Source organism: Streptomyces sp. NBC_00078, assembly GCF_026343335.1.
GTDB lineage: Bacteria > Actinomycetota > Actinomycetes > Streptomycetales > Streptomycetaceae > Streptomyces.
This window is the reverse complement of record NZ_JAPELX010000001.1, coordinates 4,191,531-4,215,842: the sequence shown is the minus strand read 5'-3', so window position 1 is coordinate 4,215,842 and position 24,312 is coordinate 4,191,531. Positions and strand designations below refer to the sequence as shown.

The 24,312-nt window shown below is 69.0% G+C and carries 26 protein-coding genes and 1 pseudogene; 16 read left to right on the top strand and 11 right to left on the bottom strand.

From position 1 onward, the window contains the following. Positions 1-64: 64 nt before the first annotated feature. Positions 65-250, bottom strand: a complete 186-nt coding sequence (locus OOK07_RS19660; protein WP_266516915.1) for a hypothetical protein — start codon at positions 248-250, stop codon at positions 65-67. Between the two features lie 172 nt (positions 251-422). On the opposite strand from OOK07_RS19660, the gene OOK07_RS19655 reads away from it, so the two are divergent. Next, positions 423-1,346, top strand: coding sequence for a winged helix-turn-helix domain-containing protein (locus OOK07_RS19655; protein WP_266797700.1), 924 nt, complete (start codon positions 423-425; stop codon positions 1,344-1,346). 45 nt (positions 1,347-1,391) lie between these two features. Here OOK07_RS19655 and OOK07_RS19650 read toward each other — a convergent pair whose 3' ends face one another. Next, the gene (locus OOK07_RS19650; RefSeq protein WP_266516911.1) at positions 1,392-1,580 is read right to left on the bottom strand and encodes a hypothetical protein; all 189 of its coding nucleotides are present in this window, start codon (positions 1,578-1,580) and stop codon (positions 1,392-1,394) included. Between the two features lie 202 nt (positions 1,581-1,782). On the opposite strand from OOK07_RS19650, the gene OOK07_RS19645 reads away from it, so the two are divergent. The 8 genes and pseudogenes from OOK07_RS19645 (at position 1,783) to OOK07_RS19610 (ending at position 9,276) form a co-directional block, all read left to right on the top strand. Beyond that, positions 1,783-2,664, top strand: coding sequence for a winged helix-turn-helix domain-containing protein (locus OOK07_RS19645; protein ID WP_266682105.1), 882 nt, complete (start codon positions 1,783-1,785; stop codon positions 2,662-2,664). A 29-nt stretch (positions 2,665-2,693) separates the two neighbouring features. After that, the gene (locus tag OOK07_RS19640) at positions 2,694-3,407 is read left to right on the top strand and encodes an HAD family hydrolase (RefSeq protein WP_406312015.1); all 714 of its coding nucleotides are present in this window, start codon (positions 2,694-2,696) and stop codon (positions 3,405-3,407) included. Between the two features lie 50 nt (positions 3,408-3,457). Next, on the top strand, positions 3,458-3,721 hold the full coding sequence (locus OOK07_RS19635; protein ID WP_266797698.1) for a hypothetical protein: 264 nt from the start codon (positions 3,458-3,460) through the stop codon (positions 3,719-3,721). Positions 3,722-4,069: 348 nt separating this feature from the next. Then, complete coding sequence (locus tag OOK07_RS19630; protein WP_266797697.1) at positions 4,070-6,184, top strand: phosphotransferase family protein; 2,115 nt, start codon at positions 4,070-4,072, stop codon at positions 6,182-6,184. Between the two features lie 172 nt (positions 6,185-6,356). Continuing rightward, positions 6,357-6,978, top strand: a pseudogene (locus OOK07_RS19625) (RraA family protein). Between the two features lie 48 nt (positions 6,979-7,026). Further along, positions 7,027-7,527, top strand: a complete 501-nt coding sequence (locus OOK07_RS19620; protein ID WP_266801983.1) for an HAD domain-containing protein — start codon at positions 7,027-7,029, stop codon at positions 7,525-7,527. 535 nt (positions 7,528-8,062) lie between these two features. After that, positions 8,063-8,554, top strand: coding sequence for a hypothetical protein (locus OOK07_RS19615; RefSeq protein WP_266797696.1), 492 nt, complete (start codon positions 8,063-8,065; stop codon positions 8,552-8,554). Positions 8,555-8,565: 11 nt separating this feature from the next. Further along, a complete protein-coding gene (locus tag OOK07_RS19610; RefSeq protein WP_266797695.1) occupies positions 8,566-9,276 on the top strand; it encodes a hypothetical protein in 711 nt (236 codons plus the stop codon). 193 nt (positions 9,277-9,469) lie between these two features. On the opposite strand, the gene OOK07_RS19605 is transcribed toward OOK07_RS19610, so the two are convergent. Genes OOK07_RS19605 through OOK07_RS19595 form a run of 3 tightly spaced genes read right to left on the bottom strand, consistent with a single transcriptional unit; the run spans position 9,470 to position 10,628 of the window. Next, a complete protein-coding gene (locus tag OOK07_RS19605; RefSeq protein WP_266801982.1) occupies positions 9,470-10,126 on the bottom strand; it encodes an IS3 family transposase in 657 nt (218 codons plus the stop codon). Next, a complete protein-coding gene (locus OOK07_RS19600; protein ID WP_266797694.1) occupies positions 10,078-10,323 on the bottom strand; it encodes a hypothetical protein in 246 nt (81 codons plus the stop codon). The genes OOK07_RS19605 and OOK07_RS19600 overlap by 49 nt, the downstream gene beginning before the upstream one ends. Continuing rightward, on the bottom strand, positions 10,320-10,628 hold the full coding sequence (locus OOK07_RS19595; RefSeq protein ID WP_406312013.1) for a transposase: 309 nt from the start codon (positions 10,626-10,628) through the stop codon (positions 10,320-10,322). The genes OOK07_RS19600 and OOK07_RS19595 overlap by 4 nt, the downstream gene beginning before the upstream one ends. A gap of 196 nt (positions 10,629-10,824) precedes the next feature. Between OOK07_RS19595 and OOK07_RS19590 the strand changes: the two genes are divergently transcribed. The 3 genes from OOK07_RS19590 (at position 10,825) to OOK07_RS19580 (ending at position 12,771) form a co-directional block, all read left to right on the top strand. Further along, positions 10,825-11,547 carry a helix-turn-helix domain-containing protein gene (locus OOK07_RS19590; RefSeq protein ID WP_266682085.1) on the top strand — a complete coding sequence of 241 codons (723 nt, stop codon included), beginning with the start codon at positions 10,825-10,827 and terminating at the stop codon, positions 11,545-11,547. Between the two features lie 85 nt (positions 11,548-11,632). Next, positions 11,633-12,307: an ATP-grasp domain-containing protein gene (locus tag OOK07_RS19585; protein ID WP_266682083.1), complete on the top strand. Its 675-nt coding sequence runs from the start codon at positions 11,633-11,635 to the stop codon at positions 12,305-12,307. Positions 12,308-12,438: 131 nt separating this feature from the next. After that, positions 12,439-12,771, top strand: coding sequence for a DUF2516 family protein (locus tag OOK07_RS19580; protein ID WP_266801981.1), 333 nt, complete (start codon positions 12,439-12,441; stop codon positions 12,769-12,771). Positions 12,772-12,964: 193 nt separating this feature from the next. Here OOK07_RS19580 and OOK07_RS19575 read toward each other — a convergent pair whose 3' ends face one another. The 3 genes from OOK07_RS19575 to OOK07_RS19565 form a co-directional block, all read right to left on the bottom strand. Further along, positions 12,965-14,281, bottom strand: a complete 1,317-nt coding sequence (locus tag OOK07_RS19575) for a PP2C family protein-serine/threonine phosphatase (protein WP_266797691.1) — start codon at positions 14,279-14,281, stop codon at positions 12,965-12,967. A gap of 279 nt (positions 14,282-14,560) precedes the next feature. Further along, the gene (locus OOK07_RS19570; RefSeq protein WP_266682079.1) at positions 14,561-15,628 is read right to left on the bottom strand and encodes a C40 family peptidase; all 1,068 of its coding nucleotides are present in this window, start codon (positions 15,626-15,628) and stop codon (positions 14,561-14,563) included. 190 nt (positions 15,629-15,818) lie between these two features. After that, complete coding sequence (locus tag OOK07_RS19565) at positions 15,819-16,613, bottom strand: class I SAM-dependent methyltransferase (RefSeq protein ID WP_266682077.1); 795 nt, start codon at positions 16,611-16,613, stop codon at positions 15,819-15,821. 447 nt (positions 16,614-17,060) lie between these two features. Between OOK07_RS19565 and mshA the strand changes: the two genes are divergently transcribed. The 3 genes from mshA to OOK07_RS19550 all read left to right on the top strand — a co-directional run bounded on the left by mshA (position 17,061) and on the right by OOK07_RS19550 (position 20,754). Continuing rightward, positions 17,061-18,398 carry a D-inositol-3-phosphate glycosyltransferase gene (gene mshA / locus OOK07_RS19560; protein WP_266682075.1) on the top strand — a complete coding sequence of 446 codons (1,338 nt, stop codon included), beginning with the start codon at positions 17,061-17,063 and terminating at the stop codon, positions 18,396-18,398. Continuing rightward, positions 18,391-18,891, top strand: coding sequence for a type III secretion system chaperone family protein (locus tag OOK07_RS19555; RefSeq protein WP_266682073.1), 501 nt, complete (start codon positions 18,391-18,393; stop codon positions 18,889-18,891). Before mshA ends, OOK07_RS19555 begins: the two co-directional genes overlap by 8 nt. Positions 18,892-19,050: 159 nt before the next feature. Then, positions 19,051-20,754: a glycosyl hydrolase family 28-related protein gene (locus OOK07_RS19550; protein WP_266797689.1), complete on the top strand. Its 1,704-nt coding sequence runs from the start codon at positions 19,051-19,053 to the stop codon at positions 20,752-20,754. Positions 20,755-20,778: 24 nt separating this feature from the next. On the opposite strand, the gene OOK07_RS19545 is transcribed toward OOK07_RS19550, so the two are convergent. Together OOK07_RS19545 and OOK07_RS19540 are read right to left on the bottom strand one after the other, a co-directional pair. Further along, positions 20,779-21,423, bottom strand: a complete 645-nt coding sequence (locus tag OOK07_RS19545) for a methyltransferase domain-containing protein (RefSeq protein WP_266682069.1) — start codon at positions 21,421-21,423, stop codon at positions 20,779-20,781. 18 nt (positions 21,424-21,441) lie between these two features. Next, on the bottom strand, positions 21,442-22,239 hold the full coding sequence (locus OOK07_RS19540) for a helix-turn-helix transcriptional regulator (protein WP_266797687.1): 798 nt from the start codon (positions 22,237-22,239) through the stop codon (positions 21,442-21,444). A 49-nt stretch (positions 22,240-22,288) separates the two neighbouring features. Here OOK07_RS19540 and OOK07_RS19535 point away from each other — a divergent pair, with 49 nt between their 5' ends. Further along, positions 22,289-22,714, top strand: coding sequence for a PTH2-like family protein (locus tag OOK07_RS19535; protein ID WP_266682060.1), 426 nt, complete (start codon positions 22,289-22,291; stop codon positions 22,712-22,714). 213 nt (positions 22,715-22,927) lie between these two features. Here the strand turns inward: OOK07_RS19535 and OOK07_RS19530 are convergent, their stop codons facing one another. Next, positions 22,928-24,187, bottom strand: a complete 1,260-nt coding sequence (locus OOK07_RS19530; protein WP_266797685.1) for an MDR family MFS transporter — start codon at positions 24,185-24,187, stop codon at positions 22,928-22,930. Positions 24,188-24,312: the final 125 nt, after the last annotated feature.

Sequence of the window (24,312 nt, the reverse complement as noted above, 5' to 3'; positions counted from 1 at the left end):
TCCCGGCTCCCCTCCGGAAGGGAGCCCGGCCAGCCGGATCCTGGGACGACGAACCCGGTAGGGCTCAGCCGGACTGGGCGAGCAGCATCACGAGGATGACCGCGCCGATGCCGCTGATCGTGGTGTTCTTGGCCTTGATTCCGACGGACAGCGCCACGAAGGCGATGATGCCCATGGGCCCGTACTTCCACTGGATGAGCTGCTCGAATCCGATGGCGAGGGCGGCGACGGCGAGGGCGATGAGCGGCATGACGGTCCCTCCTTCGGGACGGGGAGGCGGACCCCTGGTTGCGGCCAACCCTCCTGAAGTTTGACCATGTTGCAAAAGTTGGTCACCAACTTCACTGTACTTATCTCCACTTGGAAGCGGCTTATAACCACCATTCCTGGAACTGCCCAAAGATGGCGGGAAGTTGTAGTGTTTGGTTGTGGACCCGAAACACGCCGCCGTCACTGGGCGAAAGAGGTCACGGAAGCCACAGACGTCCCAGACGTCCCATCGAGACGTGGCCGACGAGCTGCGCGCCCGCATCACGTCGGGCCAACTGCGGCCGGGTCAGCGCATGCCCACGCAGGCGAGGCTGGCCGACGAGTTCGGCGTGGAGCGCGGCGCCGTACGCCAGGCGCTGCGGATCCTGCAGTCGGAGCACCTGCTGACCAACGTTTCCAAGGGAAGCCCGGCGACCGTCGCCTCCGACCTGGGCCTGGGCAAGGCCCTGACCGGCCCCGGAGCGCCACCGCTGCCGACCATGGTGTCCCTCGCCCCGCGCATATCGGACGCCTTCGCGGCCCCGCACGTCGAGATCGACGCCCTCTGTCTGACCTCCGTCTCCCTGACCCTCGCCATGGGCGAACCGCTGCGCCGGATCCACGCGGGACAGCTGAAACCAGCCAAGGTGGACGTCCGGGTCCTGCTGCCCAGCCGCGACATCGAACTGGCCTTCCCGACGCCGGTGGACGCGTCCGCCGACGGCCGGCTGCAGCGCCGCTGGCTGGTCCATCGCAACGCCCAGGGCCAGGTTCTGCGGCACAACCTGCTGGCCCTGCGCACCACGCACGGCATCGACGTGAACGTCACCTTCCGCGCCCTGCCCTTCACCCCGCCCGTGAAGCTGTACCTGCTCAACGGCATGGAGGCCCTCTTCGCGTACTACACGCTCACGCGACGCGAGGAGGAGATCGACCACGAGCAACTGGAGATGTACGACGCCGAGGGCACGCAGTCGATGCTGTTCGCCTTCGCCCAGGGCGCCGGCCTGCGCGACACCACCTTCGTCGAGCAGTCCCACCTCTGGTTCAACGCACTGTGGGAGACGATCAGTTCGGAGCTGGTGCTCACGAGCTGACGTCTCCCACAGTGCGACCGGCCAGGCCGCGGCCTGCCTCTTCGCTCATAGAGCGGGCCCCGCGACCAGCAGGGCGAGCACGACGGCCCCGATGGAGCTGACGGCCGGGTTCTTGGCCTTGATGCCTATGGTGAGCAGCAGCAGGCCGATGATGCCGGTGGCGCCGTACTTCCAGCTGACGACCTGTTCGAAGCCGACGACGAATATGGCGGAGAGGAGGGCGAGAGCAGGCATGGTGGTTCCCCCTTCAGGCTTCGTGGGCGGGACGGTGCGTGGGGGCTGTTGCGTGGGGACTCGAAGCGAGTGGAGAGGGGAAGCAAAACTTCCGCCAACTCGATCGAGTTGGCAACCAACTCCACTTAAGTTGTCCCCACTTGGTACCTACTCATAAACAAGTTTCAAACAACTCCCCGTAGATGGATCCGAGTTGTAGCGTTTGGTCGTGACCCAGGAGAACGTGGCAGTGAACGGCAGCAGAAGGCTCACGCCGCAGGAGATCGCCGACATCCTGCGGGAACGGATCAACAGCGGTGACCTCAAGGCCGGAGACCGCCTGCCCACCCAGGCCGAGCTGGCAGACGAGTTCGGGGTGGAACGCGGCACCGTGCGTCAGGCCCTGCGCGCGCTCCAGGAAGACGGGTTGCTCAGCAACGTCAGCAAGGGGAGCCCGCCACGGATCGCGGAGCCGCCGGCGCCCGCCCCGGGGGAGCCGCAGCCGACGATGGTGGGGCTGGCGCCACGGCTGACGGAGGCGTTCTCCGCTCCGCACGTGCGCGTGGACGTCGTATGCCACACGGCGGAGACCTTGATGCTGGCCCTCGGCGAACCGGTACGTCAGATCCATGAGGGCAACCTCCGCCCCGAGTCGATCGACGTCCGCATCCTGGTGCCGTCCAGGGAGATCAACCTCGCCTTTCCGGTCCTGGTCGAGAGCCGGGGCGACGACGACCCGGTGCACCAGCGGTGGCTGTCGATGCGCAACGCACAGCTCCACGTCCTGCGGCACAACCTCCTTGCCCTGCGCTCCACACACGGCCTGGACGTCCACGTCACCTTCCGCGCCCTGCCCCTCACCCCGCCGATCAAGCTGTACGTGCTCAACCGGGAGGAAGTCCTGCTCGGGTACTACGTCCTCACCGAACGTGAGGAGGAGTACGAGAGCCAGACCCTGGAGATGTACGACGCCCTCGGCTCCGCCTCCGTCCTCTTCTCCTTCGCCAAGCAGGCCGGCCAGCGCGACGCCGCCTTCGTGGAGGAATCCCAGAAGTGGTTCGACGCCCTCTGGGAAACCATTACGTCGGACCTGACACTCTCCTAGTGACTAGTGATACGACGCAGACTGAACCGGTGGCGGAAGACACAGAGCCCGACACCGAGAAGATCCGGGAACTGATCACGCGTGCCCGTGTGGTGCTGTGGGACTTCGACGGTCCGATCTGCCGCCTGTTCGCCGGGCACTCGGCGGAGCGGGTGGCGACCGAACTGGTGGAGTGGCTCGAAGGCAGAGGCCTGCACGGCCTGCTGACGGAGCCGGAGCGACAGTCCCTGGACCCTCATGTGGTCCTGCGCGCCGTCGATCGCCGTCACCCGGGCAGTGACCTGGTCGCGGAACTGGAGGAACGTCTCACCCAGGAGGAGCTGCGGGCGGCGTCCTCGGCCATGCCCACCGCGTACGCCGACCCGCTGATACGGACCTGGACGGCGATCGGCTCCCGGCTGGCCATCGCGACCAACAACTCCCCGCGCGTGGTGCGCAAGTACCTGATGAGCCGGGACCTGGTCTCCTGCTTCACCCCCCACATCTACGGCCGTACCCAGGACCTCCACCACCTCAAGCCGCACCCGCACTGCCTCAACCGCGCCCTGAGCGCGATGGGCGCCGCCCCTTCGGCCTCCTTGATGATCGGCGACGCCCCCTCGGACCTTGAGGCCGCACTCCAGGCCGGCGTCCCGTTCCTCGGCTACGCGCGTAACGGACAGAAAGCCAAGCTTTTGATGGAAGCCGGAGCGGACGCGGTCGTCGGTTCTCTGGAGCCGCTGCTGAAATCGGTCCGGGGCTAGAGCGGGCCCCGCGCCCCTCGACCGCCCTCGCCTCGGAGCGGGCGCGCCATATGGCCGCCACTGAGGCCAGCAACCCCAGTACACCGCCCACCAGCGTGTTCAACGGCGCCGAGGTGCTGCACGGTCTCTACGAGGTCATCGAGCGCACGGTGGTCCTGGACGGCGGCGACGAGGTCACCGCGCTCGACGTGCTGGGGCTCGGTGCCACCCTGACCCACCATGCGAAGGACGCGGACCCCGGCTCCGAGGGCTCGGTCTTCGTGGACAGCATGCGGGACTGGTTCGAGTCGGTCTGGGAGCGGCTCTCCGAGTAGGTGTGCGGGCGGGGTGCGCGATGCCGGCGGTACTCAGGGAAAGCCCTGTGGTGTGCTGTAGCATGCCCGCACCGACTGAGCAATCGCTCGCTTTCGTCCGTATGACTACGTCGAACAGATAAATCTCGGACGACCTCAGGCAGACTCTGGGCAAAAGGGTGGAACACCACCCGTTGTGGTCACGCACCCCCCATTCTGGTGTGCGCAGGATCCTGCCAGCGCTTACGGTTTGCCCTACCTTCACCCATTTCGCACCTTTCGCACCCGGAGCGGCCAGTGGGCGCACCTCCGCTTCCCCGCCCCTTTCGCGGGGAGCGCGCCACACTCGATGACGCCTGTCAGGCGTTCATGAGTCACGCTGCGACGCTGGGGCAGGCGACCAGCGGGTACCACAACCAGAACTACATGCTGCCGCTCACCGAACCGATGGCGCGCCTCTTACGGCGTGAGGCGGGTACGCCGGTGACGGTGCGGGTCCGGCGCACGGACGCCCTGCCGGTGGTCATCAGGACCTGGGACGACGAGGCGGAGATCCTCCAGGCGATCAAGGGGATCCTGCCCCACGTTCCGGAATGCCTCGTCAAGCGGGATCACTTCGCGATCCACAGCTACGTCGAGGGTGTGCCTCTCTCCAGTATCTGCGGGAACGGCAAGCCAGTGGACGCCCTCCTGGTCAGGGCGCTGGCCGGTCTCTTCGCGCAGATGACCCAGGTGCGCAGGGAGGCGCTGCCGGCGCTGCCGGCGGTCTGGCCCCACAACAAGGACAGCCAGGGGTTTCTGCGCGTTCTGGCACATCAGGCGGACCGGCAGATCCGTCGGCCCAACTGGCTCGTCTTCGGTGGCCTGTTCGCTGCGCTGGGCATGCCCGAGGATGCCCTGACCCGGTTCGCGGAGCGGGTGCCCGCCATGAAACGGCGGCCGTACAGCCTGCTCCACGCGGATCTCCACCGCGACAACCTCATCGTGTCGTACGGCGGAGCCCCGCCCCTCATCTGCGTCGACTGGGAGCTGGCGACCTACGGGGACCCCCTGCACGAACTCGCCACGCACCTGGTGCGCATGCGGTATCCGGATCACCAGTGGGACGAGGTGGTCGAGGCGTGGGCGAACGCCATGGAGACGACCCGCCCGGCGGCCGTCAGCGGTCTGGACAAGGACCTGCAGCACTACGTCGAATTCGAGCGGGCGCAGTCCGTCTACCCGGACGTGATGCGGGTGGCGAAGTCGCTGGAGAACTCGCGCGACCAGAAAACCCTCGACGAGGCGACCGACACGGTCCGGCGGGCCCTGGGGGCTGCGGCGAAACCACTCAGACTCCGCAACGTACCCAGCCTGGAGGAGATCGAACGAATCCTCTTCCGGTGGCGGGCATCACGGGACGACGGCAGGAATCGTGGCCAGAGGCAGGATTCGTACCACGTCCACTGGCGGTCGGACAGGCGGCTTCCGGAGCACCGCGACTTCCCGCGCGAAGCGGTCGATCGGGCCCTGATCGCGGAGGGCGCCGCCCCCGCCAACCGCGTGTTCAAAGGGACCGCACATCTCAACACGGTCGTCTGGGTGGCGGACATCGATTTCCCGGTCGTGGTGCGGCGCAAGGTGGCGCAGCCGTGCCGACGTGAGCGCAGTTTCCTCAGCGAGCACGCGGTGCTCCGGGCCATCGAGCAGTCGCGCGTGAAGGTGGCGGCACCGCGCGTTCTCGCCCTGGGCAAGAGTTATCGCAAGGAACCCTTCGCGATCCACACGTACGTCGGAAACCGCGACATCGACGAGCCGCCGAGCCATCCGGTGCACGGCCTGCTCCCACACGAGGCGGACGGGCTGGTCGACCAGCTCTGCGCCATGACAGACGTCGACTACATCCAGGTCGACCCGGCGGCCGGCGAGGGTGGTTTCTACCGATGGCTGCGGGAGCAACTGGTATCTCTCGTAAGGGAGTTGCCAAAGGAATCGCAGCAGTTGGCCCGGCTTCTCGGGCTGCCCGGCGCCGACCGGCTGGCGGAGATCCTGTCCCACCGCGAGGTGAGTCACCGGGCGCCCGCACTGCTGCACGGTGATCTGAACCCGTGGAACCTCGTGCGCCGCGACGATCACCTCGCGCTGACCATCATCGACTGGGAGATGGCGATCGTCGGCGATCCCCTCTATGACCTGGTCCGGCACATGCATCTCACGCCCACGCGTCCGGAGATCCGGGACCGGATGTTCCGCCGCTGGGAGCTGGGACTGCCGGACAAGTACACCGTCGACTGGCGCAAGGACTGGCGCGCCTACCGCTGGATCGAGATCGTGCGCTCCGCGTACATCGACCTCGACCGCCTGATGACCTGCGACGCCCTGGACGCTCCCAACGTCCGCCGGGCCGTGGACTCGTACGCCATGACGCTGGCGGCGGCCACCGCCTCACTCGGCCTGCCCACCCGCTCGACCGCGAACCCCCATCTCGCCCGCGCCCTGGCCTAGGGGGAGCATGAGTCCGCCGAAAGCCGGTGCGGCCACGGGTATATGACGCCCCGTCGGTTGCCGGGGGGCCAGGGGGCGGCGTGCCAGGACGGACGGGTGGATCGGCCGATGACGGAGTAGGGCAACGCAGCGTCACGTACCGGGTCCTGGTGGGAGCGATAGCTTCCGACGGATGACTGACGCCATTGACTTCAGCGCCGTCCCCACGACCACACTCGCCGACCTTCTCGGCCACGGGCAGGTCATGGGCATCGGAATCCGCCCGCTGTGGGGGCCGGCCGGGCGGGTGGCAGGGCCCGCCTTCACCGTCAGCTGCGCGCCCGGCGACAACCTCATGCTGCACGCCGCCATCCATCGCGCCGAGCCCGGATCGGTTCTCGTCGTCGAGTCCGGAGACCTGGACCGGGCGCTCGCGGGCGGCAACGTCTGCGCCGTCGCCCAGCGGCGGGGCATCGCGGGCTTCGTCCTCGACGGGCTGATCCGCTTTCTCGCCGAGGTGCGGGCGAGGGAGTTCCCGGTGTTCGCCCGGGGCGTGATCCCGATCCCGGGCGCCAAGTCGGTCGTACGGCCGCTGGGCGCGCCGGTGACGTGCGGTGGCGTACGGGTCGACGCCGGCGATGTCGTCGGCCGACGGGGAGGGCATCGTCGCCGTACCCGCCGCCCGGCTGGACGAGGTGCTCACGGCGGCCCGGGGCAGGCTCGCGAAGGAGGCCGGGGAGTCCCCGGACGCGTGGGAGGCGGCGCACCGGGCGCGTATCGACAAGATCCTTGCGCAGCAGGGATTCGAGGGCTGATCCGCTTTCGTCATGCCCCCGGTGCGCCGATCGTCGATCCTGTTCCTGATGCTTCTCTTCCTCGACATCGACGGAACACTGATCCCGTTCGGATCGGCGCGCCCGTACCCGTCGTACCGGGCGCGCTTCGCCGTGCCGCGCGAGGCCGTCGGCCATCCGCTGCTCAGCCGCGTCGATCCCGCGCTCGGCGCACGGCTCACCGCCCTGGACTGCGAGCTGGTGTGGGCGACGACCTGGATGGAGGACGCGAACGTGTGCCTCGCGGCCTGGCTGGGCCTGCCCCCGCTGCCGCAGGTGGACTGGCCCGACGAGGACGAGCTGCCGGCGCCGCTGCACTGGAAGACCCGGCCCCTGGTGGCCTGGGCGGACGGTCGCCCCTTCGTCTGGCTCGACGACGAGATCACCGCCGCCGACCGCGACTGGGTCGCCGCGCATCATCCGGCTCCCGCCCTGCTGCACCGAGTCGACCCTCGGAACGCACTCACCGACGCGGATTTCGCCGTACTGGAGGAGTGGCTCGAAGGGAATCGACCCGCTGCCGGTCGGTGAGCTGTCCTGTCCCAGATAACGGTGGGTAGTGCGATGCTCTGACCTGCGGTGCCTATGGTTGAGTGGAACGAACGCGCCTCCACCGTCCCGTTCAACCGTAGGCAGTCGTCTCTGAAGCGCGCCGCAGAGGGCCGGGAGCAGAGCCCTGGGCGCCAGTTGTCATGGTTGTTCAGGAATCGCTCAATTGTGTGGACGATCGGATCTTTCGCGGTTAACTTGATCGCGCGCTACGCCGCTGACCACGGCGTATCGCTGACGCCAGTAATATTTGCGATACAGGACCATGGGGGAACGAGCGAAGGCCAAAGTGGCTTCGTTTGCACTGTTGGGATCCGTTGTTCTTGGGGTGACTCCCGCTTACGCCGATGCTCCCGATGTCGCCGACCAGACCTCAACGTCTGCGGGAACCAGTGCCGCTGACAGTGACGCAGCGGCCAGTCCGGAGGGAGGGCAACTTCTCCTTGCGACCGATGAGCAGTATGTCCAGACTTTCGGAGCAGACAAGGCCGCTCAGCAAGGACTCACGTACGAAGCTGTGACGGAGGCAGACTCACAGGCAGATTCGGCCGTAGCGGACGACACGGACAAGGCTATCGCGGCGGCGGACTCTGCTGTCGTGGCGGATGACTCGGGGGCCGAAGCAGATGAGGCCGCGAGCAGTCACTGGAGCGTGGTGAAGTTCGTCGGCCATGACGCGGACGGCCGCTACATCCCTACCCGGCAGGGCAACAGAGCGTTCGGTTGGGCCCACTTTTCCGGACCGCACAACATCCACAGCAGCAAGGTCATCAAGGTAGCGGTCAGCGAGCACCCCGAGAGGGGGAGCACAGCGACCCGGAAGCTGTACGGCGCTGTGTTGTACGACCGCCTCGGCATCATTGTCGCTCGCGTGAAGGTCGTTGCGCAGTACCACTGGGAGACCGCTGACCACAAGTACAAGCTCGCTGACCACGACGACAAGATCGGCGTGATCACGGCTTACTGCCAGGGTGTCAACAAGTGTCCTGACGCGTTGAACCACGTGTGACGGATCAACCGATGATGTGGGACGAGACGGGCCTGTCCGGTCTGCAGGCGCGACTGGCACATGAAATGCTGAGCAGCGTCACGGCGTTCGCGACCGGGCAGGGAGTTCGGCTGGTGCGTGGTGTCGTGAATGCCCCGGATCGACGCGGCGTTGTCCGCGTCGTTCTGTGGGACGGACAGCAACTGGACACGTCAGTTGCCTTCGACATGCCACTCACGGACACACACGGCGGGAACATTCCCTCAGGGGACCTCGCGGCTGCCCTGCGCAGCGCATTGGCCGCCTGCTCTGAACGTGAGGTCGAGGTGGCACCGCGCGATGCCTTCGGAATTCCCGTAATCGACGCCTCCGCCGCTGTTCACGGCTTCGTCGACCAGCCGCAGTTCCATCTCTCGGATGCGCTGCAGGCCGCGGCGGCAGCCTTCTCCGTCTCCGAGGAGCCGGACGAGCCGGACGAGCTTCGCCTGCGGGGCTTCCTGCTTCTCGATCGGGCAACGTGTCGGCTCTACTTGGACACCCCCACATCACAGGACGTTCCGCCGTTCGGTGTCGACCTTCCCCTTCGCGACGAAGACGGCTCTGTTGTTGTTGGCGTGACAGGAGCGCATGCCGTGCTTCCAGTACTCCTGGAAACGGGGGAGCTGGAGCGAATGCGGAGGGACGTCCACGACCCCTACTGCCGTGCGGTCTACGACTTGGTGGACTGGCTTACGGGTCGTTGACTGAGGGCTTCGAGGCCGTGGACCGGAGCGAGACTGAGGTCCGGCGGGTGGAGTTCGGGAGCAAGCCGGATCACAAGGCATGGGAATGGGGGCCACACCGATCCGGCTGGGGCGTCCCTTCTGCATCGTCAGATCCTGATTGAGGGGTACAAGTGAGCTTGTTCCGCTTTGACGGACACCATCGGTGTGGTGGTCAGGCTGCGAGTGCGGTCTCGTAGTCGGCGGGACTGCGGTAGCCGAGGCTGCTGTGCAGTCGGTGCAAGTTGTACCAGCCCTCGATGAAGTCGAAGATCGCGGTGCGGGCAGCGGCCCGGCTGGGCCAGGAGCTCGTGTCGAGCAACTCCCGTTTGATGGTGGCGAAGAACGACTCGGCGAGTGCGTTGTCCCAGCACTGACCGGTGCGGCCGACGGACAGGCGGACTCCGAACTCCGTTGCCAGCGTGGCGAATTGCTGACTGGTGTACTGACAGCCGCGATCCGAGTGAAAGATCACCGGACGCGCGGGGCGACGCTCGCGGCAGGCCGCCGTGAGGGCGTCGGCGACCAGTTCGGTCCGCAGGTGGTCGGCGGTGGACCAGCCGACCACGCGGCGTGAGGCGATATCGATGACGGTGGCCAGATAGAGCCAGCCCTCGTCGGTGGCAACGTAGGTGATGTCGCCGCACCAGCGGGTGTCGAGGCCGTCCGGGTCGGGAGCGAAGTTGCGGACGACGAGGTCGGGCCTGGCGGCGGCCCACGGGTCGGGGATCGTCGTCAGCCGCCGTCGCCTGCGGTGGCGGCCCTGCAGCCCGGCGTAGCGCATCAGTCTGGCGACGCGGCGCCGTCCGCAGTCCTCGCCCTGTCGTTGCAGGGCGGCATGGACCCGCGGGACCGCTCGTGGACTTCGGCGATCTTCTCGGTCAGCTCGGCGTCCCGGACCGCCCGCGGCCCAGGCTTGGCGGTGCGGCGGGCGTAGAAGGCGGTTCGGGAGACCTGCAGCAGTTCACACGCACGCTTGACGCTGTGACCGCCATGCTTTTCCGCCTCGATGAACGGATGCACCGTCACCGGGTCTCCTTCGCGAAGAAAGCTGTCGCCCGCTTGAGGACCTCGACGTCCTCGCGCAGTCGGCGGTTCTCCCGCCGCAGCGCGGCCAGTTCCTCGCGTTCACTGCTGGTCAGTCCGTCGCGCTTGCCCGCGTCGACCTCGGCCTGGCTGACCCACAGCCGCACTGCCGTCTCGGTCAGGTCGAAGTCCTTGGCGATCTGACCGACCGAGCGGTCACCGCGCCGGCACAGCTCGACGATCTCGGCCTTGAACTCCGGCGTGAACGAGCGGCGAGGGCGTGGCTTCTTCTTCCCCATGCTCTCCATGATGGACATCCTCCCGGGGCAGAACCCCTGATCTCGGATGTCCGTCAAAGCGGATCAAGCCCAGAGTGGGACTGCCTACACATCGCAGAGACAGGACATGAGCCCGGCGGACGGCGGGGCACCCGAACGAGTGGCGTGGCGCACTTTTGCAAGCAGCTGCTTGCAATAGTTAGCGACGGTGGTGCAAGGTGAAGGCATGGCATCGCTCAACGTCGGCAATCTCGGCGAGTACCTGCGCGAGCAGCGGCGCACCGCGCAGCTGTCGCTCAGGCAGCTCGCTGATGCCGCCGGGGTGTCGAATCCGTATCTGAGCCAGATCGAGCGCGGGCTGCGCAAGCCCAGCGCGGAGGTGCTGCAGCAGGTCGCCAAGGCGCTGCGGATCTCCGCCGAGACGCTGTACGTGCGCGCCGGCATCCTCGACGCCGAGCGGGACCGGGACGAGGTGGAGACGCGCGCCGTCATCCTCGCCGATCCCACGCTGAACGAGCGGCAGAAGCAGGTGCTGCTCCAGATCTACGAGTCCTTCCGCAAGGAGAACGGATTCGGGATCGGCACGGCGGACGGGGCGACGGACCTGGCCCCGGAGGCCGGCGAGGTGGTCCTGACCGCCGAGCCCAGCCCGGGTACGGATCAGGCCGGTCCAGCTCAGACGGGCACGACTCGTGCCGCCACGACCGAGGCCAATGACGTCAGTGGCATCAGCGACATCAGTGACGTCAGTGAACTCGGTGGCGACGAAGGCGACGACACCGCCATACGCCGCGCCCGCAAGGGCGCCGGTGAGCAGACCGGCGAGAGCCGAACCCGCAAGACCCGCACGGCCGGTGGACGCAAGTCCGCCGCACGCCGCACCCGCACGTCCGACGGCAGCGATGCCGCACCGCACGACCCGAACGACCCGCAGCAGACGGCCGGCTGACCAGGAGCAGTACGTGCACTCGGCCGACCGACCGACCGCGGGAACCAAAACCCTCAGCTGACAGCGACCCGGGAGGACCATCACCATGGCCATCACCGACGACCTCCGCAAGACCCTCAGCGACCCGACGCCGCTCTACTTCGCCGCCGGCACCGCCGACCTGGCCCTCCAGCAGGCCAAGAAGGTGCCCGGCATCGTGGAGCAGCTGCGCGCCGAGGCCCCGGCCCGTTTCGAGGCCGTCCGCAGCACCGACCCGAAGGCCGTCCAGGAGAAGGCCCAGGCTCGTGCGAAGGAGGCGCAGGCCCGTGCCAAGGTGGCCCAGGCCCGCGTCAAGGAGACGCAGGAGTCCCTCCAGACCAAGGTCACCGAGTTCATCGCGACCATCGACGGTGACATCAAGAAGCTCGGCTCCACGATCGACGCCGACCTGAAGAAGTTCGGCGAGTCGGCCCAGGACTTCGCGCTGCGCGGTGTCGGCGTGGCCGCCGAGTACGCCGTCAAGGCCCGCGAGACCTACGAGAAGGTCGCCGAGCACGGTGAGCAGGCCGTGAAGACCTGGCGCGGCGAGGCCGCCGACGAGATCGAGGAGTTTGCCATCGCCGTCGAGCCCAAGGCCGAGCCCGTCGAGGTCAAGGAGGAGGCCAAGCCCGCCGAGGCCAAGGCCGAGCCCGCTCAGGCGAAGAAGCCCGCCGCCGTCAAGAAGGCGCCGGCTCCTCGCAAGACCACCACCGCCAAGAAGACCACGCCGCCCGCGAAGTAACACGGACGGGTGATCGGTAACGGGTCGGGCACTACTGCGGTGCCCGGCCCGTTCCCCGTGTAGCCGACTTGTTGTAACGGGTACGGTGACCGCGTAGGAACAAGCCGAGTCGGGTGGTGGACGTAGTGCTGATGCAGGGGTTCGCAGGGTTCATGTGGCTGCTGAGCATGGCCCTGATCCTTTTCAGCGGCTTCGCGCTGATCGACGCCGCCACGCGTCGTGAGGACGCCTACCGTGCGGCCGACAAGAAGACCAAGCCCTTCTGGCTGATCATCCTCGGGCTCGCCTTCGTGGTGAACCTGATCTTCGACATCCTGTCGTTCCTGCCGGTCATAGGCCTCGTCGCCACCATCGTCTACATGGTCGACGTGCGCCCGGCCCTACGAGGCCTCCCGGGTGGCGGCAGAAGCCGCCGGGGATCGAGCAGCGACGGTCCTTACGGCCCGTACAACGGCGGCCGCTGACCCCTCCCGGAGCCCGAACACGGCCGGGAAGGCCGAAGGCACCTGAAACGCCGAAGGGCCCCGAAGAAGGCACCCGAAGGCACCTGTAGGTCCCCGAAGGCGCGAGCGCCCGTTCGGCTTCCCGCTCGGGCACCCGTCTCAGCCCGTCCGCTCAGCCTCCCACTCGGACCGGCCCCCGCCTCAGGCCGCCCGCTCAGGCCGCCCGCTCAGGCCCCCGGTCCAGCAGCAACACCGCGACGTCATCCGTCAGCTCGCCCCCATTGAGCTCACGCACCTCGTTCACAGCGGCCCGCAGCAACTCCTCGCCCCGCAGGCCGGCGGCCAGCTGCCGCCGCACCATCTCCACCATGCCGTCCTGACCGAGTCGCTCCAGTCCCTCACCGATCCGGCCCTCGATCAGCCCGTCGGTGTAAAGCATCAGGCTCCACTCCCGGCCCAGCTCCACCTGCATCCGCGGCCAGCGGGCGCCCGGCAGCAGCCCGAGGGCGGGCCCGTTGTTGTCGTACGGCAGCAGCTGTGCCGTCCGGCCCGGGCGGGCGATCAGCGGGGACGGGTGCCCGGCCAGGCACAGCCCGGCGCGGCGGCCGTCCGGGGAGATGTCCACCGTGCACAGGGTCGCGAAGATCTCCTCGTCGGACCGCTCGTGCTCCAGTACCTGCTGCAGGGTTCCCAGCAGCTCGTCGCCGCACAGGCCCGCCAGCGTCAGCGCGCGCCAGGCGATGCGCAGCTCCACGCCGAGTGCCGCCTCGTCCGGGCCGTGCCCGCAGACGTCACCGATCATGGCGTGCACGGTGCCGTCGGGGGTGCGGACGACGTCGTAGAAGTCACCGCCGAGCAGCGCCCGGGACCGCCCCGGCCGATACCGCGCGGCGAACCGCAGCGACGACCCCTCCAGCAGCGGCGTGGGCAGCAGCCCTCGCTCCAGGCGGCGGTTCTCCTGCGCGCGCACCCGCCCCTCGGCGAGCCGTCGCTCGGCCGTGTCGGAACGTTTCCTCTCGACGGCGTAGCGGATCGCCCGGCTCAGCAGCCGACTGTCCAGTTCATCCCGGAAAAGGTAGTCCTGGGCGCCGACGCGCACCGCTTCGGCCCCGCGCTCGGCGTCACCGGACGCGGTGAGCGCGAGGACGGCGTGCCGGGGCGCCAGCTCCAGCACATGCCTCAGCACGGCGAGTTCTTCGTCGTCATCGCCGCGCCCCGGGGCCGGCAGCGCGAGGTCCAGCAGGATGCAGTGGACGTCGTCGGTCAGCAGCCGCGCGGCCTCGGTGAGGTTGCGGGCCGTGCGGACGCGGATCGGCCGGCCGGCCGAGTCCTGCAGTTCGGGTACGACCGTGGCGCCGCCGGGATCGTCCTCGATCAGCAGCAGCGTCAGGTTGGTGGTGGCGGCGTGGTTGTCGACCGTGGCTTCCTTGCGCGGGGTCTGGTCCGTTGAGGTGCCGCCTCGTTGCGCGGCTTGCGCCTGACCACTCTCCACGGCCGGGATCGCTCGCTGCCGCGGTATGGGTACGGGCATCGTCTTGAGTTCCTTCCCTCCCCCCGAGGGCACGGTGGGACGAGAGATCTCGATCCACCGACGGGGACCATAGCGGCTGGCGGTGCCGTAAAGGAATGGCGTGAGACACGCTGCTTGGAGAGGCGCCAGCGTCATATGCCGCGATCCGTACCGCAGTTGGACAGGAGGGGCCTGAGGCGAGAATGACGAACGTCACGTCCGCCGTACGTTTGCCGGGAAGTTGCGCGTGCCGTGGGTCACGTGACGGGCCTCTCACACATCCGCCCGAACCGCCTGTTTCTACGCGTCCGGTCGCACCACCCCGAGGATCGGCATCGTCCCCGCGCCCGTGATCGTCACCGTCCGTCCGGGGCGGGGGGCGTGCACGATCGCGCCGTCGCCGATGTACATCCCGACATGGCTGGCGTCGTCGAAATAGATGACCAGATCGCCGGGCCGCATGTCCTTGATGTCGATGTGCCTCAGCTGCTTCCACTGCTCCTGCGAGGTGCGTGGAATGGCGTGACCGGCATCGGCCCAGGCCTGTGAGGTCAGCCCCGAGCAGTCGTACGTGTCCGGGCCCTCGGCGCCCCACTCGTACCACTTTCCGATCTGGGCCGTGGCGAATCCGACCGCCTTCTTGCCCTGCGCGGACGCCTTGCCGCTGATTTCATCCAGAATCCCGGAGTCGAGCCAGGTGGTCTGCGCCTTGAGGGCGGCCTCCTGTTCCAGCCCGGCGAGCCGCTCCTTCTCCTTCTTCGCCAGTTGATTCTCGAGCTTCTCGGCGGCCGCGATCTGCTTCTTGATCTTCTTGCGGGCGGCGTCCTTGGCCTTGCGGTTCGCCTCCAGCTTCTTCCACTGGGCGGAGGCGTCCGCGGCGTACTGCTCCAAGTCCTGCTGGGTGCGGGTCATTTCCGCGATCAGGCCCTTGGTCGCGCGCTGCCCCTGCAGCACCCGCCCCGCGCCGTCGAGGAACTCCTGCGGATCATTGCTGAGCAGAAGCTGGGCCTCGTCCGGCAGCCCGCCGTTCCGGTACTGGGCGGCGGCCGCGGAACCGGCTCGCTTCTTCAACCCGTCCAGCTTCTTCTGGCCCGTGACGATCTTCTCCGCCAGGTCGACGATCGCGGCGGACTGCTTCTGGGCCTTCTCCTCGGCCGCGTTGTACGAGTCCGTGGCGACCGCCGCGTCGTGGTAGAGGTTGTCGAGCTTCTCGCGGACGGCCTCAAGGGCCCTGTCCGGCAGGGGAGTCGAGGAAGCGGAAGGCTTCGGGCCGGGGCTGGCGAACGCCGTGCCCGGTGCGGCCAGCACTGTGACCGCGCAGACCACTGCGACGGCCGTCGCGACCAGTCCGCGCTTGCCCGTGCCCATACGGCTTCCCCCAAACCAAAGCTGATTTACCGTCAGTAACTTACGGACCCCGAGGATCGTGCCACGCCAACCCGCAAAACGACAGAGCCAGTCGGACTCCCCCTACCCCTCTCCCCTCACAACGATCTCCAGCCTGTGTGACGAACAGATCGCGGAGATCGTTCCCCGCACGTCACACAGCGCCCCGCACTCAGCTCCGGGGCGCCAACGCCTCCCACGCCACCGTCACTTCACCCTGCCGCCACCGCCCGGCCCCGTCCGTCACCGGCCAGTCGGCCGTCAGATCCCGCACCGCACGGATCCAGCGCTGACGGGCGCCGTAGGAGGCGTAGGGCGCGGCGGCGGACCAGGCGCGGTCGAAGTCGCGCAGGAAGGCGTGCACCGGTTCGCCGGGAACGTTGCGGTGGATCAGCGCCTTGGGGAGGCGCTCGGCGAGGTCGGAGGGCCGTTCCAGGGAGCCGAGCCGGGTGGCGAACGTAACGGTCCGCGGCCCCTCGGGCCCGAGCGCGACCCACACATGCCGGCGCCCGATCTCGTCGCAGGTTCCCTCGACCAGCAGCCCGCCGGGCGCAAGGCGCGCACACAGCCGCTCCCACACACCGGCGACCTCGGCCTCCTCGTACTGCCGCAGCACATTGGCGGCCCGAACCAGCACCGGCCGCCCGGCAACAGGGATCTCGAACCCACCGTGCAGGAAGACAAGACCGTCCCGCTCGTACGGCTTGGCGGCCGCGACCCGCACCGGTTCGATCTCCACCCCGACCACCCGCACCCCCGGCGCAACGCCGCGCAGCCGCCCCAGCAACTCAACGGCCGTCCAGGGCGCCGCCCCGTACCCCAGATCGACGGCGACGGGATCGACGGCCCGCCGCAGCGCGGCCCCCTGCACGGCGGCGATCCACCGATCCATACGCCGTAGCCGATTGGGATTGGTGGTCCCGCGCGTGACTGTCCCCACGGGGCGGTGCGAGGCGCGGGCTGTCATGAATACGAGACTAGGCGGTCACCCACAGGCCGCGGGCGCAACGGCGAGCAGGGGACGTGCCGGGGGGCCCGCCCGCAGCGGTGGGCGTCCACCACCGGCAACCGCCCCAGGAAACGGCAACCGCCCGACCGAGGACGGACACCCCCGGCGCGGCCCCGCCCCCCCACGAAGCCCGACGCGCAACGGCCACCCCCACAGACCGTCACAGGCCGCCGCAGGCATCCCCCTGTCGACCACAACGAAGACGCGCAACGCGCACCCCCAGACCGCCGCAGGCATCCCACCGGACACCCCACGCATCGAGGCCTCGAACGGTTGAGCGACACCCAGTAATGCCTCGGCAAAATTCACCCTGCCCGGAATGGGAACCTGCCCCTGGATGTTGCACCCCCGTGGAGGGCGCCCCACACCCTCCCCCAGGCATGCCCGCACAAGGAGGAACGCCACGTGAGCCAGTACATCAGCAGGCTCGGGCGTCGCTCCCAACCGGCACCCCCGCGACTGCGACTCCACCGCCGCCCCCGGCGCGTCGCGATGCTCTCCGTGCACACCTCACCGCTGCACCAGCCCGGCACGGGCGACGCGGGCGGCATGAACGTCTACATCGTGGAACTCGCCCAACGCCTCGCGGCGATCAACATCGAGGTGGAGATCTTCACCCGCGCCACCACGGCGACCCTCCCCCCGACCGTCGAACTCGCCCCCGGCGTCCTGGTCCGCCACGTCGACGCGGGCCCCTACGAGGGCCTCGCCAAGGAGGAGCTCCCGGCCCAGATGTGCGCCTTCACGCACGGCGTGATGCAGGCCTGGGCCGGCAACCGCCCCGGCTACTACGACCTCGTCCACTCGCACTACTGGCTCTCCGGCCACGTCGGCTGGCTCGCAGCCCAGCGCTGGGGCGCCCCCTTGGTGCACGCCATGCACACCATGGCCAAGGTCAAGAACGCCAACCTGGCCGACGGCGACACCCCCGAGCCCGCAGCCCGGGTCATCGGCGAGACCCAGATCGTCGCCGCGGCCGACCGCCTCATCGCGAACACCGCGGAGGAGGCCGACGAGCTCGTACGGCACTACTCCGCCGATCCCGGCAAGGTCGCCGTCGTCCACCCCGGCGTCAACCTCGACCGCTTCCGCCCCGCAGACGGCCGCGCGGCGGCCCGCGCCCGCCTGGACCTCCCGCAGGACGCGCTCGTCCCGCTCTTCGCGGGCCGCATCCAGCCCCTCAAGGCCCCGGACATCCTCCTGCGCGCGATCGCCGTCCTCCTCGACGAGCGCCCCGAACTGCGCTCCCGCATCGTCGTCCCGGTCGTCGGCGGCCCCAGCGGCAGCGGCCTCGCCAAGCCCGAGGGCCTGCAGAAGCTCGCTGCCCGCCTGGGCATCGCGGACGTGGTCCGTTTCCGCCCGCCCGTCGGCCAGGACCAGCTCGCGGACTGGTTCCGCGCCGCCTCGGTCCTCGTCATGCCGTCCTACAGCGAGTCCTTCGGCCTGGTCGCCATCGAGGCACAGGCAGCCGGCACGCCGGTGCTCGCCGCAGCGGTGGGCGGACTCCCTGTGGCCGTGCGCGACGGACACACCGGCTTCCTCGTACGAGGCCACAATCCCGCCGACTACGCGCGCGTGCTGAGCGATCTCGCCGACGAGCCGACGCTCGCGTCCCGTATGGGAGAGGCCGCCGCCCGGCACGCGCAGTCCTTCGGCTGGGACACCGCGGCCGCCGCGACGGCGGACGTGTACACGGCCGCGATGCAGTCGTACCGGCGTCGCGTACGCTCCCACCATGGCTGATGCAGAGAAGGCGGCCCAGGTCATCGAGAGCGTCCTGAAGGACGCCGAGCTCGAATGGGAGAGCCCCGCTGCCGGCAACTACGTCGTGCAGCTCCCCGGCACCCGCAAGCTGAAGACGACCGTCTCCCTCCTCGTCGGCCGCCACTCCCTCTCGCTCAACGCCTTCGTCATCCGCCACCCCGACGAGAACGAGCCCGGGGTCCACCGCTGGCTCCTGGAGCGCAACCTCAAGCTGTACGGCGTGAGTTACGCCGTCGACCGGCTAGGCGACGTCTACCTCACCGGAAAGCTCCCGCTGTCCGTGGTCACCCCCGAGGAGGTCGACCGCCTTCTCGGCCAGGTCCTGGAGGCGGCGGACGGCAGCTTCAACACCCTCCTGGAGCTCGGTTTCGCGTCCGCGATCCGCAAGGAGTACGAGTGGCGGGTGGCGCGCGGCGAGTCGACGCGAAACCTGGATGCGTTCACGCATCTGACCCAACGCCCGACTGGCTGACCCCGAACGCATCTGATCCACCCTTGACTCACCTCCCTCTTACCCCTGGCTGACTGATCCCTGGACACTCCCGCGCGACCCCTTCCGCACCCAGGGGGTGCCGTGGCATGCTCACGCCCGACGCAGATCTGAACGTCGTTCACATCCATGAAGAGCCGCATGGAAGGACGCGCGGACATGGGCAACGCGCACCACGGCATGACCAGACGGAGTCTCCTGACCGGTGCCACAGCCGTGGCGGCCGCCGTCACCACCGGGACACCCGCCCTCGCGGTCCCCTCGCACGGCGGCCAAGTCCCCACCCTCTGGCGGGAGTTCACCCGCACCCCCTTCAGTCATCCGCAGATCCCGTACGTCGGCCGGGCCGGCTACCGGGGCGGGACGGCGCGCTTCCCCCGCCGCCCCGTCTCGGCCGCCGTGGCCGACGTGCGCGACGTGCGCGACTACGGAGCCGTGGCGGACGGCACGACCGACTCCGCCCCCGCGATCAACCGTGCCATCGCCGCCGCCGGAAGGGCCGGCGGCGGCACGGTCACCATCCCGCCGGGCACGTTCCGCATCGACGACGTGATCCGCGTCGGCCACGACAACGTCGTGCTGCGCGGAGCCGGAAGCAGCCGCACCACGCTCTACGCCACGAAGAATCTCACCGAACTGATCGGCGTCTACGGCTCCCGCTACGGCGGCACCAAGTCGTCCTGGTCCTGGGCCGGCGGCCTCATCTGGCTTGCCCCGAAGGCCCGTTGGGACTCACTCGTCACCGCCATCAGGGCACAGACGTGGCCCTTCGAAGGCTGGACCGGCAACAAGAGGGACGAGTGGAAGACCCTGACGGCCGTCGAGCCGGCACGCCAGGGCTCATGGACGGTGAGAGTCGCGAACCCCGCCCCTCTGCGCCCGGGCACGGTCGTCCTCCTCCGCCTCTCCGACGACCCGGCCCACACGCTGCTCCAGCACATGGCGGGAGGCGGCCCCGGCCCGGCCGCCTACTACTGGGAGGACAAGTCCAAACTCCTCTCCTACGTCCCCTACGAATGGCCCGTACGCATCGCTCGCGTCCGCGGCCGCACCGTCACGCTGGAACGCCCGCTTCCCCTGGACCTGCGCCCCGAATGGTCCCCCCAATTCACCACGCACGTACGGGAGTTGACGGGATCCGCCGTGGAGGGCCTCACCCTCCGGATGATTCCGACACCGCAGTCCCCGCACCTTCTCGACAAGGGCTACAACGGGGTCGTGCTCCAGTGTGCCTACGACTGCTGGGTGGACGACGTCACGGTCCGTGACGTGGACAACGGCTTCGGGCTGGTCGCCGCGTCCTCCTGCACCCTGCGCCGCACCCGGGTCGGCGGCCGCGGCGAGCACCACCCCTACTTCTGCCGCGAGGGCTCGCACGACAACCTCATCGAGGACTTCACGATCGAGCAGCGCACGGTGCCGGCCCCCGCGGACACCCAGCTCCACGGCATCAACGTAGAGGGACTGTCCTCGTACAACGTCTGGTCGCGCGGCGACATGCGGATGGGCACCTTCGACTCCCACCGCGGCCTGCCCTTCGCCAACGTCCGGACCGACATCACCGTCGACAACAACGGCCGCCACGGAGGCGACGCGAGCGCCGGTCCGCTCTTCGGCGCCCGTTTCACCCACTGGAACATCCGTGTGACGAACGGCAGGGCGGGCCTGGTGAAGCTCGACGGCCTGGCCCCGTACTCCGCGACGGTCGGCGTCGACGAGGTCACGGAGTTCGACCAGACCGACGTACCGGACTTCCCCGGCGACCTGCACTCGCGACTGGAGCTGTACCCCACGACGGACACGGTCCGCCCCCGCAACCTGTACGAGGCGCAACGGAGGCTGTGACCCCCTCGGTCCAGTCGGGTCGGCTCAGCCGCGTCGGAGTTTGTCGTAGCCGATGAAGTCGAACATGCGCTCGCCGAGTGGGAGTCGGCGGGGTTCCCGGGTGTGGCGGTGGGCGCCGACGGCCTGCACGAGTCCGGGCTCGGACACCCACACCCGCTCGAACCCGCGCTCCTCCAACCAGCCGCAGACCCGCGGGACAAGGTCGGGTTCCTTGCGATTGCGCGTCCACACGACCGTGCCACCCGTCCGGCACAGCTGCGTGCAGTGGTCGAGGACGCGCTCCACATCGGCGTCGGTGATGTTGCCGAGGAGACCGCAGACGAGGACGAGGTCGGCGGGCGCCAGGCCGGCGTACTGATCCGTCAACGAGGCGTCGCCGGCCACGGCTTCCACCCCGGACAGCCCGGCGGCCTTTGCCGCGTGCCGCGCCGCCACGACGTTCCGCTCGTCCAACTCGACCAGGAGCGCCCTGACATCGGCCCGGCGCGGGTGATCGTGAAGGGCGCCGATCAGGTCCCGACCCTGTCCTGCACACAGACTCACGGCCGTCAGCGGTCCCGGCGGGGCCTCGTCCATGGCGGCCCTGATCCGGTCCTGGACGAGGACCAGGCGCCGTCCGTAGTAGGAGTCGGGGCCGTCGTAACCGTCCTGCCAGCGGTACCAGTCCATGGGGGGACAGTACGGTGATCAGCCGTGCACCGCCTTCGAATACCGTCCGGGCGTGACGCCCACCAACTTCCGGAAGTGGCGCGTCAGATGGGACTGGTCGAAGAACCCCGTCGTCGTCGCCACCTCCCCCGGCGGCCGTCCTTCGAGGAGGAGCCGGCGGGCACGGTCGACGCGGCGGGAGTTCAGATACTGGTGCGGCGCGATGCCGTACGCGGCGCTGAACGCCCGTACCAGATGGGCGGGATGGGCGTGCACGAGCCCGGCGGCCTGCTCCAGGCCGAGCCCGTCGACGACGTGCTCGTCGAGAAGTTCGCGCAGTCGGCGGGCCAGGGCGGGGTCGGGCCTGGGAGGGGTGGTGACCGCGGGCCGCAGATGGTCGCGCAGCCGCTCCCCGACGAACGTCAGCCTGCTCTCGGCCTCCAACTCGTCCCCGGCGTGCGCGAGAGCGGTGTGCAACTGCCCGACGCGCAGCCGCAGCACCGGATCACGGAGATCAGGCTGATCGACGGCGGCCCCGATCAGCTCGTCGGAGATGTGGGTGCCGTCGAGATAGAGGACGCGCTTGCGGAAGCCGTTCGGGGTGGCGGGGGAGCCGTTGTGCGGAACGTGCGGCGGGAGCAGGGACACCGTGTCGTGCGGGGTGCCGTGCTCATGCCGGTCGAGGTCGTACCGCACGGCCCCGTCGTCCACGATGAGCAGCGTCCACGCCTCATGGACGTGCATCGGGTAGGCGTACTCCGTGAAGTGCGCGTGGAAGACCTCGACGACGCCGGGGATACGCGGGCGCCAGGCGGACACTTCCGGCTGCGGGGCCATGCAAAAGACGTACAAGACGAGGTCGTACGGCGGTCGGCAGTCTCGGTGCATGAGCACTGAACCGATGCGCTTCGACACCAAGATCGCCGTCCTGCTGCGCGAGGACCTGGAACCCTGGCAGCGCCTGAACGTGACAGCGTTCCTGGTCAGCGGCCTGGGCTCGACGGTCCCCGAGGTGATCGGCGCCCCGTACGAGGACGCGGACCACGTCTCCTACCTGCCGATGTTCCGTCAGCCGGTACTGGTCTTCGAGGGCACCAAGGAGATCCTCACGGCGGCGCACGCCAAGGCCCTGTCCCGGTCCCTGCCCCGCTCGGTCTTCACATCCGACCTGTTCACCACGGGCAACGACCACGACAACCGGGCAGCGGTACGGGCCGTGGGGACGGGGGAGCTGGACCTGGTGGGGCTGGCCGTGTACGGGCCGAAGAACGCGGTGGACAAGGTGATCAAGGGGGCGCGGATGCATCCCTGACAAGGACCCTGTCGCCACGTTCATGCCGGGCGGGCTCAGGCCGGCTCAGTCGGGCTCCAGGAGATCGTGTCGTCAGCCGCGACGGCGCACGGGTTCGGGGGAGCGGAAGGCGCGGCCGCAGCCACCGCACGCCCGGAGCGGGTGCAGGACGGCTGGTGGTGATGCGGGCGCGTGGAAGGGCTGACCCGGATCCGGCCCGCCGGGCCCCATGTGTCAGGCCGTGCCGACCTCGGCCTCGGAATCGGCGGAGGAGGGAACCCGTGCCGCCGGCTCCGCCACCGGGAGCCGCCGCATCAACACCCCGTACCCCGCAGCCGCCACCGTGCCGACGACGGCGCACAGCCCCCACAGCCACTCCGCACCGAACCGGTCGATGACCAGGCCGGACATCAGCGGAGCGACCAGCGCGGCGAGGGACCAGGACAGGGTGTACACGCCCTGGTAGCGCCCGCGCCCGTGCACGGGCGAAAGCCGGACGACCAGCCCGGTCTGCGTGGGCGCGTTGACCATCTCGCCCAGTGTCCACACGCAGACGGTGAGGGCGAAGAGGCCGACCGATCCGGCGAAGGCGGTGAGCCCGAAGCCGTACCCGGCGAGCAGGGACGAGACGACGAGCAGCCGCCGGGGATCCCGGCCCTCGATGAACCGCGTGACGGGGATTTGGAGCGCGACGATGAGGACGCCGTTGACGGCGATGGCCATGCCGTAGTCGGCGGGAGTGAACCCGGCTGCGCCCATGGCGACCGGCAGCCCGACCGAGCCCTGCTGGAAGACGAGGGCGACGAGGAAGGACAGGCCGACGACGGCCATGTAGCGCTTGTCGCGTACGACGGTGCCGAGCCCGACCCCGTCCCTGGCTCCCTTCAGGCCGGGGACGGCGGGCCGCGACTCGGGGAGCTTCAGGAACACGACAACCGCACACGCCGCCGTCATACCGGCCTCGATGAGAAACCCGGCGAGATAGCTGAACTCGGCGATGAACCCGGCGGCCATGGAGGAGACGGCGAAGCCGAGGTTGATGGCCCAGTAGTTCAGGGAGAACGCCCGCACCCGGTCCTCGGGCCGCACGATGTCGGCCATCATCGCCTGCACGGCGGGCCGGGAGGCGTTGGACGCCATGCCCACGAGGAACGCGACCGCGGCGATGGCCACGGGGTCGTGCATGAAGCCGAGGAGGGCGACGGAGGCGGCGGTGGACGACTGGGCGATCAGGAGCGTGGGCCGCCTGCCGAGCCGGTCGGTCATCACGCCGGCACCCAGCGAGGAGACGACCGAGCCGAGCCCGTGCAGGGACGCGACGAGACCGGCGTAGGAGGCGGAGTACCCGCGGTCGATGGTCAGGTACAACGCCATGAACGTGGCGACGAAAGCCCCGAGCCGGTTGACGAGGGTGCTGGTCCACAGCCACCAGAACGCGCGGGGGAGCCCCGACACGGTTTCCCGAGTGGCACGTCTCAGGCCGGCGAGTGACATCGGGATCCCCCACGAAGACGAAGCACACGTAAGCGCCGCATGTAAGCGGCGCCTCAACCATGCACAACTTACAAAGCGTCCGTCTCCCCGGGCCACTCAATTAACGGATCTCGTCAACTGTCCGG